At 49.0% G+C, this 16831-nt stretch carries 11 protein-coding genes; all 11 read left to right on the plus strand.

What is annotated here, in order from left to right; genetic code table 11:
* The first annotated feature begins 18 nt into the window (after positions 1-18).
* The 11 genes from tssH (at position 19) to R0140_RS06940 (ending at position 16785) form a co-directional block, all read left to right on the plus strand.
* On the plus strand, positions 19-2673 hold the full coding sequence (gene tssH, locus R0140_RS06890) for a type VI secretion system ATPase TssH (protein ID WP_131027636.1): 2655 nt from the start codon (positions 19-21) through the stop codon (positions 2671-2673).
* Positions 2670-5027, plus strand: coding sequence for a type VI secretion system Vgr family protein (locus R0140_RS06895; protein WP_317703958.1), 2358 nt, complete (start codon positions 2670-2672; stop codon positions 5025-5027). Before tssH ends, R0140_RS06895 begins: the two co-directional genes overlap by 4 nt.
* Positions 5028-5036: 9 nt before the next feature.
* Positions 5037-7358 carry a pesticin C-terminus-like muramidase gene (locus tag R0140_RS06900; protein ID WP_207305353.1) on the plus strand — a complete coding sequence of 774 codons (2322 nt, stop codon included), beginning with the start codon at positions 5037-5039 and terminating at the stop codon, positions 7356-7358.
* A gap of 7 nt (positions 7359-7365) precedes the next feature.
* A complete protein-coding gene (locus R0140_RS06905; RefSeq protein ID WP_049152847.1) occupies positions 7366-7899 on the plus strand; it encodes a hypothetical protein in 534 nt (177 codons plus the stop codon).
* A gap of 232 nt (positions 7900-8131) precedes the next feature.
* Positions 8132-8977 carry a CHAP domain-containing protein gene (locus R0140_RS06910; protein WP_064160745.1) on the plus strand — a complete coding sequence of 282 codons (846 nt, stop codon included), beginning with the start codon at positions 8132-8134 and terminating at the stop codon, positions 8975-8977.
* On the plus strand, positions 8961-9509 hold the full coding sequence (locus tag R0140_RS06915; protein WP_053091185.1) for a hypothetical protein: 549 nt from the start codon (positions 8961-8963) through the stop codon (positions 9507-9509). Before R0140_RS06910 ends, R0140_RS06915 begins: the two co-directional genes overlap by 17 nt.
* 635 nt (positions 9510-10144) lie before the next feature.
* Positions 10145-12502 (plus strand): type VI secretion system Vgr family protein, encoded by a 2358-nt coding sequence (locus tag R0140_RS06920; RefSeq protein WP_317703959.1) that lies wholly within the window; start codon positions 10145-10147, stop codon positions 12500-12502.
* 200 nt (positions 12503-12702) lie between these two features.
* Entirely contained in the window at positions 12703-13056 is a 354-nt protein-coding gene (locus R0140_RS06925) for a YbjP/YqhG family protein (RefSeq protein WP_258316171.1), read from the plus strand.
* 73 nt (positions 13057-13129) lie between these two features.
* Positions 13130-13600, plus strand: a complete 471-nt coding sequence (locus tag R0140_RS06930; protein WP_317703960.1) for a DUF3828 domain-containing protein — start codon at positions 13130-13132, stop codon at positions 13598-13600.
* 342 nt (positions 13601-13942) lie between these two features.
* A complete protein-coding gene (locus R0140_RS06935) occupies positions 13943-16345 on the plus strand; it encodes a glycoside hydrolase family 24 protein (protein WP_317704051.1) in 2403 nt (800 codons plus the stop codon).
* The gene (locus R0140_RS06940; protein ID WP_110185078.1) at positions 16342-16785 is read left to right on the plus strand and encodes a hypothetical protein; all 444 of its coding nucleotides are present in this window, start codon (positions 16342-16344) and stop codon (positions 16783-16785) included. Before R0140_RS06935 ends, R0140_RS06940 begins: the two co-directional genes overlap by 4 nt.
* Positions 16786-16831: the final 46 nt, after the last annotated feature.

Consider the following 16831-nt stretch of genomic DNA (forward strand, 5'->3'; position numbering starts at 1 on the left):
TGCTAAAGAGAGAATCTCATGGACAATCCCGCCATCCTGTTACGTCGTCTTAACCCTTACAGCGCCCGCGCGATGGAAGGCGCCGCCTCCCTGTGCCAGACCCGCTCACACGCGGAAATCCTGCCGGAGCACTGGCTGCTGAAACTGCTGGAGCAGGGCGAGGGCGACCTGACGGTGCTGGCGCGGCGTTATACGTGGGATATGGATGCGATATGGCAGGATTTACTGACCTTTATGGATAAGCTTCCCCGTTCTGTGCGTAGCCGCCCGCAGCTGTCGGACGCCATACAGACGCTGATGCAAGAGGCCTGGCTGCGTGCCTCGCTGGAGGGTGAAGAGCAGATACGCAGCCTGCACCTGCTGATGGCCCTGGTGGAAAAACCGTCACTCATCCGTTGCGATGGGCTGTGGCCGCTGCTGACCCTGGCGCAGAGCCAGCTGGAGCGTCTGCATCCTGTGCTGGATGCGCAGTCGGATGAACGTCTGGAGGTGCAGCAGGTGGAATGTCTGCGCCCGTCGCTTTCAACACGGAATGACGACCTCTCCCGCGATATGGGCGTTTCCGGCAACAACGGCTTAAGTGATGCACTGCGGAACGCGCTGGACAAATTAACCCTTGACGTCACCGCCCGCGCCCGCGACGGAAAAATAGACCCGGTGTTCGGGCGCGACAATGAAATCCGCCAGATGGTGGATATTCTCTCAAGACGCCGCAAGAACAACCCGATACTGGTGGGTGAACCGGGTGTCGGCAAGACCGCACTGGTCGAGGGGCTGGCGCTGCGAGTCGCGGAAGGCAACGTTCCTGACAGCCTGAAGCCGGTCTCCGTGCGCACTCTTGACCTCGGCCTTTTGCAGGCGGGGGCGGGTGTGAAGGGCGAATTTGAGCAGCGCCTGAAAAACATTATCGAAGCGGTGCAGCAATCCCCGTTACCGGTGCTGCTGTTTATTGATGAAGCGCACACCATCATCGGGGCGGGTAATCAGGCGGGCGGGGCGGATGCGGCTAACCTGCTGAAACCGGCGCTGGCGCGTGGCGAGCTACGTACTATCGCGGCCACAACCTGGAGTGAATACAAGCAGTACTTCGAACGCGACGCAGCCCTGGAGCGCCGCTTCCAGATGGTCAAGGTTGATGAGCCCGATGATGATACGGCCTGCCTGATGTTGCGTGGCCTTAAGTCACGCTACGCGGAGCACCACGGCGTGCATATCACCGATGAGGCAGTACGCGCTGCCGTCACCCTTTCACGACGCTATCTCACAGGCCGCCAGTTGCCGGACAAGGCGGTGGACCTGCTGGACACCGCCTCCGCGCGTATCCGTATGAGCCTGGATACCATCCCGGAACCGCTGACCCGGCTGAAAGTGCAGCTCACCGCGCTGGCGATGGAAAAGCAGGCGCTGCTGGAAGATATCGCGGTGGGCAAAGAGGCGCACCGCGAGCCTCTGGCCGCCATCGAACGGGACGAAGTCCGCATTATCCTGCAACTCGATGAACTGGAAACGCAGTACGGCGCAGAACTGAAGCTGACGGAACAACTGCTGGCCTGCCGCAGCGACATCTCCCGCCAGGCGGAAATCCCTGATCTGCAACAACAACTGCGCGGGATACAACAGACTAACCCACTACTGGGCCTCGACGTGGACGCCCGTACCGTCGCGACCGTCATCGCTGACTGGACCGGGGTGCCGCTCTCTTCATTAATGAAGGACGAGCAGACGGAATTACTGAGTCTTGAGCACAGCCTGTCAAAACGCGTTGTTGGTCAGGACGCGGCGCTGAACGCCATAGCCCAGCGCCTGAGGGCGTCAAAAACTGGTCTGACGCCGGAGAACGGAGCGCAGGGGGTGTTTTTACTGGTGGGTCCAAGCGGGGTAGGTAAAACAGAAACCGCGCTGGCACTTGCTGATGTTATGTATGGTGGTGAAAAATCGCTCATTACCATTAACCTGTCTGAATACCAGGAGCCGCACACGGTATCGCAGTTGAAAGGTTCTCCTCCGGGCTATGTAGGGTATGGTCAGGGCGGCATTCTCACCGAGGCCGTCCGTAAGCGGCCTTACAGCGTTGTGCTGCTCGATGAAGTGGAGAAGGCCCATCGGGATGTAATGAACCTGTTTTATCAGGTCTTTGACCGGGGCTTTATGCGGGACGGAGAAGGGCGTGAAATTGATTTCCGCAATACCGTGATCCTGATGACATCCAACCTGGGAAGTGACCCGCTGATGCAGTTGCTGGAAGAGCAACCAGAAGCTACTGAGAGCGATCTGCATGAGTTGTTACGCCCGATCCTGCGCGATCATTTCCAGCCAGCGCTGCTGGCTCGCTTCCAGACGGTGATATACCGCCCGCTGGCAATGGATGCCATGCGCACCATCGTCGGCATGAAGCTCGCACAGGTGAGCACGCGTCTGCAACGCCACTACGGCATTTCCACGCACATTGACGAAAGACTCATCGACACGCTAACGAAGGCGTGTTTGCTGCCGGATACCGGTGCCCGCAACGTGGACAGCCTTCTTAATAAGCAGATCCTGCCGGTTCTGAGCCAGCAGTTATTGAGCCATATGGCGGCAAAACAAAAGCCGTCTTCACTACAGCTGACCTGGGATGAAGAAGAGGGCATTGTGCTGGAGTTTGACGCACAGGCAGAAGGAGAGCCGTCATGAGCAATTCCCTGATCAACCAGGCTACCAGCGTGGTGCAACAGCTTTCAGGGCAATCACGGTACCGGGTTGATGTGCATGACTGTACTGAGTTTCTTGATGTGCTGAACTTCCGTTCGGTGGAGTCCCTCAGTCAGCCCTGGCGGTATGACGTGGCGGTCACCTGCTCCTCTGCGGATATTGCCTGCGACGCATTACTGCTGAAACCCACATCATTTACTTTCCTGACCCCGCGATTTGACGGCACCCCGGCGCTGCCGGTCCGGACGGTTTTCGGCGTGGTGGAGTCGTTTCGCCGGATATCCACGTCAAATGACGATACCCGTTACGCGCTGACGATCGTTCCCCGTATCGCCCTTCTGGACTATACGAAAGGGAGCGAAATCTATCTCAATCAGTCAGTCACTGAAGTCGTGGAAAAGGTACTGCGTAAACACGGTCTGGAAGGGCCTGATTTCGAGTTCCGGCTCTCCCGCGAATATCCATCCCGGGAACTCATCACCCAGTGGCGGGAGACCGATCTTGAGTTTATTCAGCGCCTGCTGGCGGAGGTGGGTATTTACTGGCGCTATGAAATGGACAGCCGACTTGAACAGGACGTGGTGATTTTTCAGGACAGTCAGCAGCAGTATGAGTTCGGTGTCACGCTGCCACTGCGCAACCAGGCCGGGATGAGTGACAGCGGACAGGAGAGCATCTGGGATATTCAGACCGCATATAAGGTGGTGAGCGGGAGTGTGACCACCCGGGACTACAACTACCGGGAAGCGCTGACGCCGCAGGACAGTGCCGAAAGCATTTTCAGCAGGGAAGGGATCACCACCGGGGAAACGTACCATTACGCGGAACCCTTCCTGACAGCAGGTGATACGGAAAGTACAGAGTCCGGGGCATACTTTGCCCGTCTGCGTCACGAACGTATTCTGAACGCGCAATATCACGTCAGCGGGCATTCCTCCAGCCCTCATCTGGCGCCGGGTAAGGTACTGGAAACGGACGGCACGTTACCCGATGCCGTAAAAGAAGGTATCGTCATCACCACGGTACGTACCAGCGGTTCACGTAAAAACAGCTTTACGCTGACGTTTGAGGGTATCCCCTACAGCGAAACCGTCTGCTGGCGCCCGGCACTGCTCAGTCGCCCGGTGATATCCGGCTCGCTGCCTGCCCGGGTGGAAAGCACACAGAAAGGTGATACGTACTCCTGGCTCGACCAGGAAGGCCGCTATCGTGTGAAACTGGACTTTGACCGCAACAGTACCGAACAGGGCTATGCGTATCTGTGGCTGCGGCTGGCGAAACCGTATGCCGGTGATACTTACGGCTTGCACTCACCGCTTCTCGACGGAACGGAAGTGGTCGTCGTATTTGACGGTGGAGACCCGGATCGTCCCTACATCGCTTATACCCTGCATGATTCAGAGCATCCGGACCATGTTACCAGCGAGAATCATACACGTAACGTGTGGCGCACGCCGGCGAACAATAAGCTGCGGATGGAGGACAAGCGCCAGGAAGAGCATATCAAACTCGCCACCGAATACGGCAAAAGCCAGCTCAATATGGGCCATCTGGTTAACGCACAGCGTGAGCAGCGCGGCGCTGGTTTTGAGCTGCGAACGGATGAGTTTGGCGCGGTCCGCGCAGCCAAAGGCCTCTACCTGACGGCGGATGAACAGGCAAAAGCACAGGGGCCTGTGCTTGAAATGGCCCCTGCCATCAACCAGATAAACCAGGCCAACAGCCAGATGCAGGCCCTGAACAGCGCCGCCGAAGCGGCCGGGGCCCTGATCTGCGACATTAATACCCAGATAAATTTTGTGACCGACAAAATCAGGGACCTCCGGTCGGCGGTGCTGCTGGCGAGCGCGCCGCAGGGAGTGGCACTGACCTCAGGTGAACACCTTCAGCTCAGCAGCATCCGCAACACCATGATCAATGCCGGTCAGCATCTTGATCTCGGTGCGATGAAAAATCTGTCGGTAACGGTGGAAAAAGCCCTCGGTCTGTTTGTGCATAAAGAGGGGGCGAAGCTGGTGGCTAATCAGGGAGATATTGATATTCAGGCGCAGCACAACACGATGGGGCTTCTGGCAAAGCAGCAGGTGACGATAACCAGCTGCGAGGACGGGATTTCCATCAGCACGCCGGAGATACTGACGCTGAATGGCGGCGGATCGTATCTGAAGCTGAGTAAAAACGGGATCGAGCATGGTTCTGAGGGAATGATGGTGCTGAAAGTGGCGAACTATCTGATCCCCGGTACCGGGGTGTCACTGAAAGGTGTCACGGAGACCTTCAGGAAAACCACACTGGAACTGGTCCCACCCCGACGGCGCGGAAGGATTTCAAGGTAAGGAACGCATATGAAAATCAGTTACCCGCTGAGGGACACCAACGGTAAAGAACTTTGCGCACTGGACGATGTCATGCGGCTTATCGACGGGGAAGCGCACGGGACATGGCTGCTGGGCGCGAATGGCCTGTGGCACGGCGGGATCCATATCAGCGATGTCTCTAATCCTTTCTCGGCGCTAAAACCAGACGCCGTTAATACTGAAGAACCGGTACCTCTCCAGTTTATGGCAGACGGTACGGTAGTGGCGTACCGGATAAACAATGAATACCTGACAGCGCCATACTGCGGACAACAACTGCGCTACAGCAGCAGCTTTGTGCTGGTGAAATCACAGTGCAAGCCTGACCCGCAAAAGGAAAAGAGCTGGCTGGAGTTTTACAGCCTGTATATGCATCTGGCTCCGGTCGCTGATTACCCGAAATCTCCCTGCTATAAAGTCAGGGATGGTCACAGTGGCATACTGTTACGCCAGTATAAAAACGGACAATACGGGTTACCGGAGGGGGAGCCAGACAACGGTGAGGCCGGGACATATCCTGCTCCGGCAAAAACGAAAAAGAGTCTGAGCGCAGGCGACCGTTTTGTCTCTTCCCGGACGGGGCGTTTTTATGTCACGAAGAACGGAAACGCGACACTGACAACCTTTGGTCTGGTCCGTTTGCTGAAAGATAGCGTTCCGGGCAAAGAACAGTACTGGGTCACGCTGGATCCGGTGCTGGTGGAGCCGGATGGTGAAATTCAGGGGCTGATGCCGGAATGGATGCAGAAGGCAAAACAAAAAGGTGCTTTTGACGCCGTGGAACTGACGGAAGGAACGGAGGAATGGAAGGTCAGCGCCGGAACGCCCGTCGGGTTTATGGGCTGTATGGAGTCGCCGGGTGAGGGGAATCAGCTTGTGGACAGGGAATGGTTTGTCCATCTGGAAGTGTTGAGTACGGACAGCAGAATGCCCGGATTTTTAGCCAATCCGGCGTGTGTGAAGGGTGAAAAAAGGTCAGTGCTGGCGCCAAAGGGAAAATCCCTGTTTACCCGACAGGATGCCGCGGGACAGCCGGTATTTACCCCGACATCGGCGAGGCTGGGCGCGCAGTGCCAGCTCTCCCGGGGAGCGGCAACGCCCGTCTCGGATGAGTCACAAAAATGGTGGTATAAAGTCAGCGGCAGTGGCTGGTTACCACAAAATGATGTTGAGGAAGTTAACCAGTACGATTTAGAGAAACTTGGGTTTCAGGCGCTGGAGGAAAGCAGCGGGGGCGATGTGATGAACAGCCCTTATGAGAGCTGGATCCCCCAGGCGTTTGGGGCGATAAGCCGAACGGCTGAACAGGGCGCGGGATATCAGTACGGTCTGGTACCACAGTTTTATCGTGACCTGATGGCGGAGATGGACAGCAACCGCGACGGGAAAGTGACGGCAGAAGAAATCAGGCAGGCGCTGGCAGTGCGGGATCCGCTGGTGAAGAATGTGGTTAACCGGTTAATAGTAAAGCATCACAGCGAGTGGTATGGGGGCCGCTCGACAGGGCGCTGGGAAGGGTTTTATAAGGATCTGGATTCGATTGAAGTGAAATACTGTGAGAAATGGCAGGCAGACCTGGAGTGGATGAGCAAGGTGCCGCTGTTTGATAAGGATGAGGCGGTGTGGCATTTTCATCCGGTGGTGTTTTTAGATGCTATTATTGATAAATTTACAGATGTGATTGAATTCCAAACAACTTTAGGTGTTTATAGAATTTCAAAGAAATCAGCAGAATTCATATTATCCTGGGAGGCATATATGCCTAAACCATATGTCCCAGAAGGAGACCAATCAAGTGGCGTCACTGTCGGATATGGATATGATTTGGGGCAGCAAACTACTTCATCGGCAAGGGCATTGCTATCTGAGTATTACTCTAATTCACAGGTTGAAAGATTACTTTCTGCAATTGGTAAGAAAGGTAACGAGGCTCGAGCAATTGTCCATGAGTTGTTTGACATTACAATCGAAAAAGATAAAGCATTAGACATGGCCATGGTATTAAAAGAGCGATATTGTCAGATCGTTGTTGATATTTATCCCCAGGCAATAATTCTTCCTCCAGACAGTGCCGGAGCCATACTATCATTAGTATATAATCGTGGACCATCATTAGCACTTCCTAAGCCAGGAGATCTAATAGATAGACGTCGTGAAATGAGAGAGATTCGTGATGATTTAGAGCAGGGTAATATAAAAAAAATTCCTGAGCGTTTGAGAAGTATGAAGCGTTTATGGCCCCATCAGCGAGGGCTTGGGCTACGTAGAGATGGCGAAGCAAAGTTAATAGAAAATGAAATTTTCTGTTGAGGATAAAATGAAAAATAGCATTACAAGAATGTTGGTTCTTGTGTTACTCTTCTTTTCAAGCATGATTTATGCGTGCGGTGATAACCCTAACGCCCTTGTTCAGGGACCATTTGAAGATAACTCTTTTACTAATGGATTTATTTGTTTTCAATATACGCCTGATAAAAGGGATATATATTTTTATCTAAGCCGTATTAATAATGGTAAGTTATATAACTCTAAAGTCGATACCTTCTATTACTCTGATGCCCCGGTGGAATTAATTACCATTTTCTTTATGCAAATAAATGGGTATAGAAATGTTGTTGTTCTTCTTCGATGGCATGTAAATTATGAAGGCAATGGTGTCGAATATCCGTATTATTATGAGGTTAAATCATATAAACATGACGAAGGGCGAGGGTATATAAAGAATTTGGATGGGGAAAAAGACTCTCAATTATCTGGTTATCAAATCAAAAGTAACGGAAACATTCAAAACTTCCCATTGGATAATGCGGAGAAAATAAAGAAATTTTTGCGCGTTAAGTATGGTGTATGATTTTTATCTACCGCATGAAAGTTCAGGGTCGAACAACAAGCTGAATCAATGCAGGAGACTCTCATAGATTCTTTATCAATGGGTTACTTGGGTTCCGGGCGCTGGAGGAAGATAGCGGTGATGATGTGATGAACAGCCCTAGATCCCCCAGGCGTTTGGGGCGATAAGCCGAAGGGCTGAACAGGGCGCGGGATATCAGTACGGTCTGGTACCACAGTTTTATCGTGACCTGATGGCGGAGATGGACAGCAACCGCGACGGGAAAGTGACGGCAGAAGAAATCAGGCAGGCGCTGGCAGTACGGGATCCGCTGGTGAAGAATGTGGTCAACCGGTTAATAGTAAAGCAACAAAGCGAGTGGTATGGGGGCCGTGCGACAGGGCGCTGGGAAGGATTTTATAAGGATCTGGACTCGCTGGAAGTGAAATACTGCGAGAAATGGCAGGCGGACCTGGAGTGGATGAGTAAGGTGCCGCCGTTTGATAAGGATGAGGCGGTGTGGCATTTTCATCCGGTAATTTTTTTGTCGACTTTGCAGTCGGTATCACACGGTCCGTTGTGGATGTCTGTTGCTATCAATGAATATAAAAAATTTAAAGACTTGATAGAGACTGATCCAGAACTCGATAATCAAATAAAACAATATCACCAAACGACTAATGTTGCTGGTAGTGATCATTCAGTTTCATGGTGTTCATCATTTGTAAACTGGATCATGATTCAGGCCGGTTATGCTGAATTAGTTACACGCAGTGCGTTAGCATATTCATGGAATGCTGGTGCTTGGAAAAATGGAGAAGAAGTAGATAAACCTTTCTATGGAGCTATAGCTGTGATGAATTATAGTCATGTTGGGTTTGTTTATGGCAAAAATTCTCAAGGAAGTATATTAATCCTTGGAGGGAATCAGGGAGGGGGTAGAATAGGAACGGCAAATTGTATATCAATAAGGGCTAACGCATTGTCCAGTACAAGGTATATAATGAAACCAAAAGGGTACGTTGTGCCAAAAGAAGACTTTGATTTGCATGTTTATGATATCAATGGAGTTACCCCAACGTATGAAGATTCACATTAATACATTTGTTTTTCTTTTATTGTTGTTTTTTATGAGTTACGCCAATGCAAGAGATAACTCAATGCTTGAGTATTTCAATCGTTTTGTCGTAACTTTCTCTTCTGGTAGCGTTAGTAAGGATGACTATATATCTCTTGTTGATTATAAGATTATCCCTGATATGCATTCCAATTATGATGTATCTCCTCCTGAACAATACCAGGGGTTAAATAAAAGAAAAGATATTTTCTTAAACGATATAAATATTTTATTTAATGGAGGTGACTCAAGGTTTTTCTTTTTGAGTTTTGTGAAAGAGAAAATACTTTCCGCTTCAGGAGAAGATCAAAATAATTCTATGGTATACATCAAAAAAAATACAACCTATTCTTTTAAAATCATGAAAAACCAAGAAACTAACATTGTTATTTTTGAAAATATATTGGCGATAATTCCCGTGTCTGAAAATTCATCAGAGTTTAGTTGTTTTTATAATTTTAAGAAAGTGTTTGATGATTCAATAAAATTAACAGATGTTAATTGTGCTGGTTGATTATGTAATAAGGCCAGTTAAATATTAGGAACCCCATCAAACTATCAGTCGTAACAAACGAGAACAAATACTAATAATACTGTAATAACATGGCTGGGCAATAAATTTTCTTGGGTAAATCTGCGACAATATAATTGTCGAATGCCAGAAAGATATGCAGAAAGAAACCCGTGTTGAGGAAAGTGATTATTCTCTTGTAGTGAAAGAAAATGAGTGTGAATTATATTTTAATGTGTGGAGTGATTTTCGGTAAAATAATTAACCTTACAGAATTGGAAGGGTTATTTACGGAATTTAAATAAGATTTTTGCAAAAAATTATCTATCATTATCGATATGTCCAGTGAAGTAGTTGATCATACATTTTCATGGCAAGATTGTATTGGTAATTAGATGCCGCTACCCATAAAGATGGCTTTCGAATCAGAAATGGTAAAGCAACAGAGCTTTTTATCTCGGATAAGGAATATTTCGGTGAATATATTATCACAGAGCGAAGGGTTTATATCCGGACTGCGCAGAAAGATGCGATGGCGGCTATGGAAAAAGTATCTCGCCTCCGTCCTTGTGGGCTGAGAAGTATATAAATTTCCCCAAAGTGCTGGTATTTGGCGGTCAGGCAGAAGGAGTACTGTAATGAGTGGAACACAGATTAATAAAAGGCTCAGTCCAACAGAAAAACTGATCGGCCAGTCACGTTATCGGGTTGATGTGCATGAATGCAGCGATTTCCTGGATGTGTTGCGTTACAGCGTGGTGGAATCCCTCAGTCAGCCCTGGCGGTATGACGTGGCGGTCACCTGCTCCTCTGCGGATATTGCCTGCGACGCATTACTGCTGAAACCCGCATCATTCACTTTCCTGACCCCGCGATTTGACGGCACCCCGGCGCTGCCGGTCCGGACGGTTTTCGGCGTGGTGGAGTCGTTTCGCCGTGTGTCCACGTCAAATGACGATACCCGTTATGCTATGACGATCGTTCCCCGCATCGCCCTTCTGGACTATACGAAAGGGAGCGAAATCTATCTCAATCAGTCAGTCACTGAAGTCGTGGAAAAGGTACTGCGTAAACACGGTCTGGAAGGGCCTGATTTCGAGTTCCGGCTCTCCCGCGAATATCCATCCCGGGAACTCATCACCCAGTGGCGGGAGACCGATCTTGAGTTTATTCAGCGCCTGCTGGCGGAGGTGGGTATTTACTGGCGCTATGAAATGGACAGCCGACTTGAACAGGACGTGGTGATTTTTCAGGACAGTCAGCAGCAGTATGAGTTCGGTGTCACGCTGCCACTGCGCAACCAGGCCGGGATGAGTGACAGCGGACAGGAGAGCATCTGGGATATTCAGACCGCATATAAGGTGGTGAGCGGGAGTGTGACCACCCGGGACTACAACTACCGGGAAGCGCTGACGCCGCAGGACAGTGCCGAAAGCATTTTCAGCAGGGAAGGGATCACCACCGGGGAAACGTACCATTACGCGGAACCCTTCCTGACAGCAGGTGATACGGAAAGTACAGAGTCCGGGGCATACTTTGCCCGTCTGCGTCACGAACGTATTCTGAACGCGCAATATCACGTCAGCGGGCATTCCTCCAGCCCTCATCTGGCGCCGGGTAAGGTACTGGAAACGGACGGCACGTTACCCGATGCCGTAAAAGAAGGTATCGTCATCACCACGGTACGCACCAGCGGTTCACGCAAAAGTAGCTTTACGCTGACGTTTGAGGGCATCCCCTACAGCGAAACCGTCTGTTATCGTCCGGCGCTGCTCAGTCGCCCGGTGATAGCTGGTTCACTACCTGCCCGGGTCGAGAGCACGCAGAAAGGCGACACCTGTTCCTGGCTCGACCAGGAAGGCCGCTACCGGGTGAAACTGGACTTTGACCGCAACAGTACCGAACAGGGCTATGCGTATCTGTGGCTGCGGCTGGCGAAACCGTATGCCGGTGATACATACGGCTTCCACTCACCGCTTCTCGACGGAACGGAAGTGGCCGTCGTATTTGACGGTGGAGACCCGGATCGTCCCTACATCGCTTATGCCCTGCATGATTCAGAGCATCCGGACCATGTTACCAGCGAGAATCATACACGTAACGTGTGGCGCACGCCGGCGAACAATAAGCTGCGGATGGAGGACAAGCGCCAGGAAGAGCATATCAAGCTCGCCACCGAATACGGCAAAAGCCAGCTCAATATGGGCCATCTGGTTAACGCACAGCGTGAGCAGCGCGGCGCTGGTTTTGAGCTGCGAACGGATGAGTTTGGCGCGGTCCGCGCAGCCAAAGGCCTCTACCTGACGGCGGATGAACAGGCAAAAGCACAGGGGCCTGTGCTTGAAATGGCCCCTGCCATCAACCAGATAAACCAGGCCAACAGCCAGATGCAGGCCCTGAACAGCGCCGCCGAAGCGGCCGGGACCCTGATCTGCGACATCAATACCCAGATAAATTTTGTGACCGACAAAATCAGGGATCTCCAGTCGGCGGTGCTGCTGGCGAGCGCGCCGCAGGGAGTGGCACTGACCTCAGGTGAACACCTTCAGCTCAGCAGTACCCGCAATACCATGATCAATGCCGGTCAGCATCTTGATATCGGTGCGATGAAAAATGTTTCTGTAACGGTTGAAAAAGCCCTGGGTATGTTTGCGCATAAAGAGGGGGCGAAGGTTGTCGCCAATCAGGGGGATATTGATATTCAGGCGCAGCACAACACGATGGGGCTGTTTTCTGAAAAGCAACTGACGGTGACCAGTAGTGAAGACGAAATTATTATCAGCACCCCGGAAACGCTGACGCTGAACGGCGGCGGATCTTACCTGAGGCTGAGTAAGAACGGGGTTGAGCATGGCTCATCAGGTGAGTTCATTATGAAGACGTCTGACTATCTGGTACCAGGATCGGGCGCAAATCTCCCCAACGAAACACCCAATTTCAGCCTGACGGATATCACTCAGGAAAGCAAAATCAGCAGCAAATCTTTCAATGACTAAGGGCTGATGATGGATCCATTAATTCCTCATATGCGTAATGTTTTTTTTTATTTGCATTTTTGCTTTGTTTATCAAATTTTACACAGGCATCCGAGCAAACAAGCCCAGAAAGCATCGTGTACAATTTTTATAAGTCATATTTGAAAGAAGAATCATCGGACAACAGTCGATTTCTCAGCCAATATGTTTCTGATGAGTTAATGAAAAGCATTAACGACTCAATGATGTGTAATTATGATTCTGATGATTCAGTGTCGGCAGAAGAACTCGAAGGAAAATGTTCACAAAAGCGCGAATGCAAGCAGTTTAAAGGGCGTTATATTTGTAACTGGCATGGTGCTTGGGTTGATACTGATGTTGATTATTTTACAAAATCACAAGATGTTTATCCTTCATGGAAAGCAAGTATAAGTACCTTTGATGTATATCAGAAAGAGAATGACTCTTCAGTCAACGTTATTTTAGGAGCAGGTTCCGAGCCTAAAGTTACATTTAATGTTGTGCTAGAAAAAATTGATAGGAAGTGGAAAATCACCAGCGTAACGGAACAATAAGAACGTGGTCATTTTCTAAATTTCTCACCTCGACTACTTATACAAATACCAACATATCTACGGAGAGACGTTCATGTTGAAGAAGATTATTTTTGCTTGCTGCTTATTCTGCGTGGCCAGTATAGCCTCAGCTTCAGCAGACGATAGTTCAATGCCTCGGGAAATTGTTGCAAATTTTTATCATGATTACCTTGTTGCGTCTGAAATGCCTGATATGGAATCAGCTGATAAACTAACTCAAAAAGCTATTTTTGAATCTACAACTGAGCATCTCAGAAGTCTGCGGGATAATGATGAATCGGGTGCTGATTATTTTGTCGATGCTCAGGATATTTGTGAAGAATGGAAGGACAGCATTAATGTGGAAACTGTTTCAGAGAATGACCAGGTCGCACAAGTGAAGCTAACATTAGGATATGGTAAGGGTGTATCCCTGTATGCCGTTAACCTGGTTAAAGAAAAAGGGAAATGGTTAATGGATTCTGTTAAGCCCATATCTCATAGTAGTATTTATTGTCCTCGACAAGCAGAGGGGGGAGAATAAATGCTGGACAAGAATGTAGCAGTTAGTGTTTTAAACACTCAAGCCCTGGCCAGAGCGAAAATTAACGCTGAGAATTTTAAAAATGGCATAGATAAAAAGCTTAAATATGGCGAGTCAAAATGTGCACGCTATGTTAAAAAAGCATTAATCGCTGGAGGGGCATCTGCAAAAAATTCAGGAATTGAATCAGCTAAAAATTATGGCCCATGGCTGCTTGAAAATAACTTTAAAGTTGTGGGTGGCGCTACAACAGTGTGTACTGGCGGTGTATTCACAATTTCTGGTCAGCAAGTGGGGGATGTTGTCGTAATCCAGGCAGCACCACACCATGTGCATGGTCATATGGCGATGTTTAATGGTACACACTGGGTATCTGATTTTGTCCAGGAAAGGGGGTTCTATCCTGCCCAGATATATCGTGATCAAAACATACCCTATACACTTTATCGTTATGGCGATAATACCACATCAGAGCAGAACGCCACGGCTACCCAAAAAGGAAAAATTAAAATTGTCTGGCCGATCCCTTCTAATAACCGGGGAAATAAGTTCAAAAATCAGGAAGAGATCCTCTCTCATATCGGGGGGGAATCCACCGGGCAGTATATGATTGGCCGAAGTGGGATGTGGCATGGCGGGATCCATATCACGGAAGCCACGACTCCGTGGTGTGCTCTTAGCGGCAAGTCGCCTCTCGAAGCACTGGATTTCCCGGTCCCCTTTAAAGGTGAGCAGGCTGTGCGATGCATGGCTGACGGTGAAGTGGTTGCTTATCGTGTCTGCAAGGATTATCTCACGCTTGGGTGGGAATCCGGCCCGCTTAGCTTTTCCGGTTCGTTTGTTCTGGTTAAACACTTTATTCAACCGGGGGAGAAGGAATCCAGCGGGCTGCATTTCTATACCCTGTATATGCACCTGGCTCCCTATTCAGCCTATAGTGTCAATCCAGCGGAAACCAAGTGGACAGTCCAGGATACGCTTACTGCCTACGATCCAGAATGGGTCATGACCGCCAGTACCAACAATAAAAGTACCAGTGAAAGCTATCGCAAGGGCACGATCCCAAAAGGATCTATTGTTGAGTGGGATAAAACAGACAGCGGCCTCCATACCGTTGCATTTAATAAGCGAGAGTATGGCCTTGTTACCTTTGTTAGCCTCTCAGAACAGGCGTTGAAAAAGGGTAAGAAAACATCCCTGAACCCAGGGCAGCAATACTGGATGCTTGTGGACAAAAACAACCTGTCACCTGGCACAGATGGGGTGGTACAGCCTTCCTGGTGGCAGAAACTCATGCCGCCAGCAAAAGAAGCGATGAAATTTGACCAGGTTGTATGTCCGACTCCCTTTGCTATCAGTGCAGGTGACCCTATTGGTCATATGGGATATTATCAGGCACCTAAGGACGGCGGATATGAAGCGCGGTACCAGGTACATATCGAATGCACGAGTATGGATAATAACCTGGAAACGTTCCTGACCAACCCTGAGCAGGTGGGAGAAAAGAACCCACTCTGGCTGAAGTACGCTCCGGGCCTAGCGTTGTACAAAAAAGATGTTGCAACAGGAACATTCACAAAGGATACAAAGGTAACAACCAGGGCGGGGATCCTTCCACTGCGTCAGGTGCAAACAGAAGTCGATAAGTCGACCAAACAGGAATACTGGCAGCTGCGACCAGAAAATGCTTACGTCCCTAAAGGCCAGGCGGAACCTCAACTTTTGTCGCAGTATGATCTGGCAAAGCTGGGCTTCAGAACTGAAACCGCAGAACCAGCCAGCTTTGATTACCTGGATGGAAAAAACCAGCCCACTGGATTCTTCCGTAACCTCATCGATTCGCTCTACCAGGCCGCGATAGATGATACACGAACCAGTCATGCTCTCGTGAAGCATAATTATCAGCGCCTGCTGGATAAAATTGACAGCGGAAGCGACCGCTATTCTCCAATGGAGTACTGGAGAGCACTTCACAATCCCGACTATCGTGACGTTATTCAGAAAACAATTGTAAAACATCCAAGCGACTGGTACTTCAAAAAAGGCGATGCTATCTGGCAACCATTCCTCAATGCGCTGAAAAAAGATGCCCCGGAGTGGAAGAAATATAGCGAAGATTTTATCGATAAAATGGCATGGATGCAGGATGTTACATCCGAAAAACTAGGGCCTTCATTGTGGCATATGCACCCCTTAAAATTTTTAGCCTCTCTAATTCAGACTAATGTAAATATTAGAATACTTCGTTTACGTGCATTTCTACGAATGATCCGCATTGGTGAGGGGACCATTCAGGAAGACGGATACAGAACGATGTTTACTGGTGCAAAATTTACAGATTTTAGTAAACACCCCAATACCAGACATGAAGCTAATGGTGTTGTTTCGACTGCGACTGGAGCTTATCAATTTTTATACGGGACATGGAGAAATCTGCAACGTAGATATTCTTTCTCAGATTTCAGTCAGAGTAATCAAGACCTCGGTTGTATAGCGCTCATTGCAGGTCGAAAAGCATTAGACGCAGTAATGCAGGACAAGATTAGCGAAGCAATACATTTATGTCGTATTGAGTGGGCCAGTTTACCTGGTTCACCACATGGTCAACCAACTGCAAATAAAAAAATGATCATGGAAAAATATGAAGTCTTCTTAGCTGAAGAAAAGCTAGGTAAAACAAGTTTACACGCCACTTCAGAAGAAATGACGAAATTTATTGAAGATAATCATCCGGAGTATTTATGAAAAAAATCATTTTCCTTCTACTAATTCCAGCATTTTGTAATGCAAACATTCCTACTGTTTTCAAATCTTCTTGCGGTGGTATTCAATACAGTATCGAATCATTTTGTAGTGTAAATAACCTTAAGGGTGACCAGGATAAACTTGACATACCAATTTGCAGCAAGCAAATTTTCGTCCTTGGTAAGGAAAACCATGATCTATCAAAGTTTACAGGTCTTGTAGAACGCATTAACAGCAAAGACGAAAAAATAAAAATGATGAATTTCGTCTTCTACGGAGCCTCATGTAAAAATGATAGAATTATTTTATCCGGCGCAGGTGGTTGCAATTCATGTGGTGAAACGTTCAAGACATTTAATCTATCAGGGGAAGAAATAAATGAGAAATCTACCACGCTAGATTTGGAGCCTATGCAGGATATTATCCCCGAACTTTATTAATCTGATAATCATTAATTTCAATAATGATTTAGTAAAACAGATTTAT

Origin of the sequence: Klebsiella sp. w6 (assembly GCF_033100215.1) — a bacterium.
Taxonomy (GTDB): domain Bacteria; phylum Pseudomonadota; class Gammaproteobacteria; order Enterobacterales; family Enterobacteriaceae; genus Klebsiella; species Klebsiella variicola.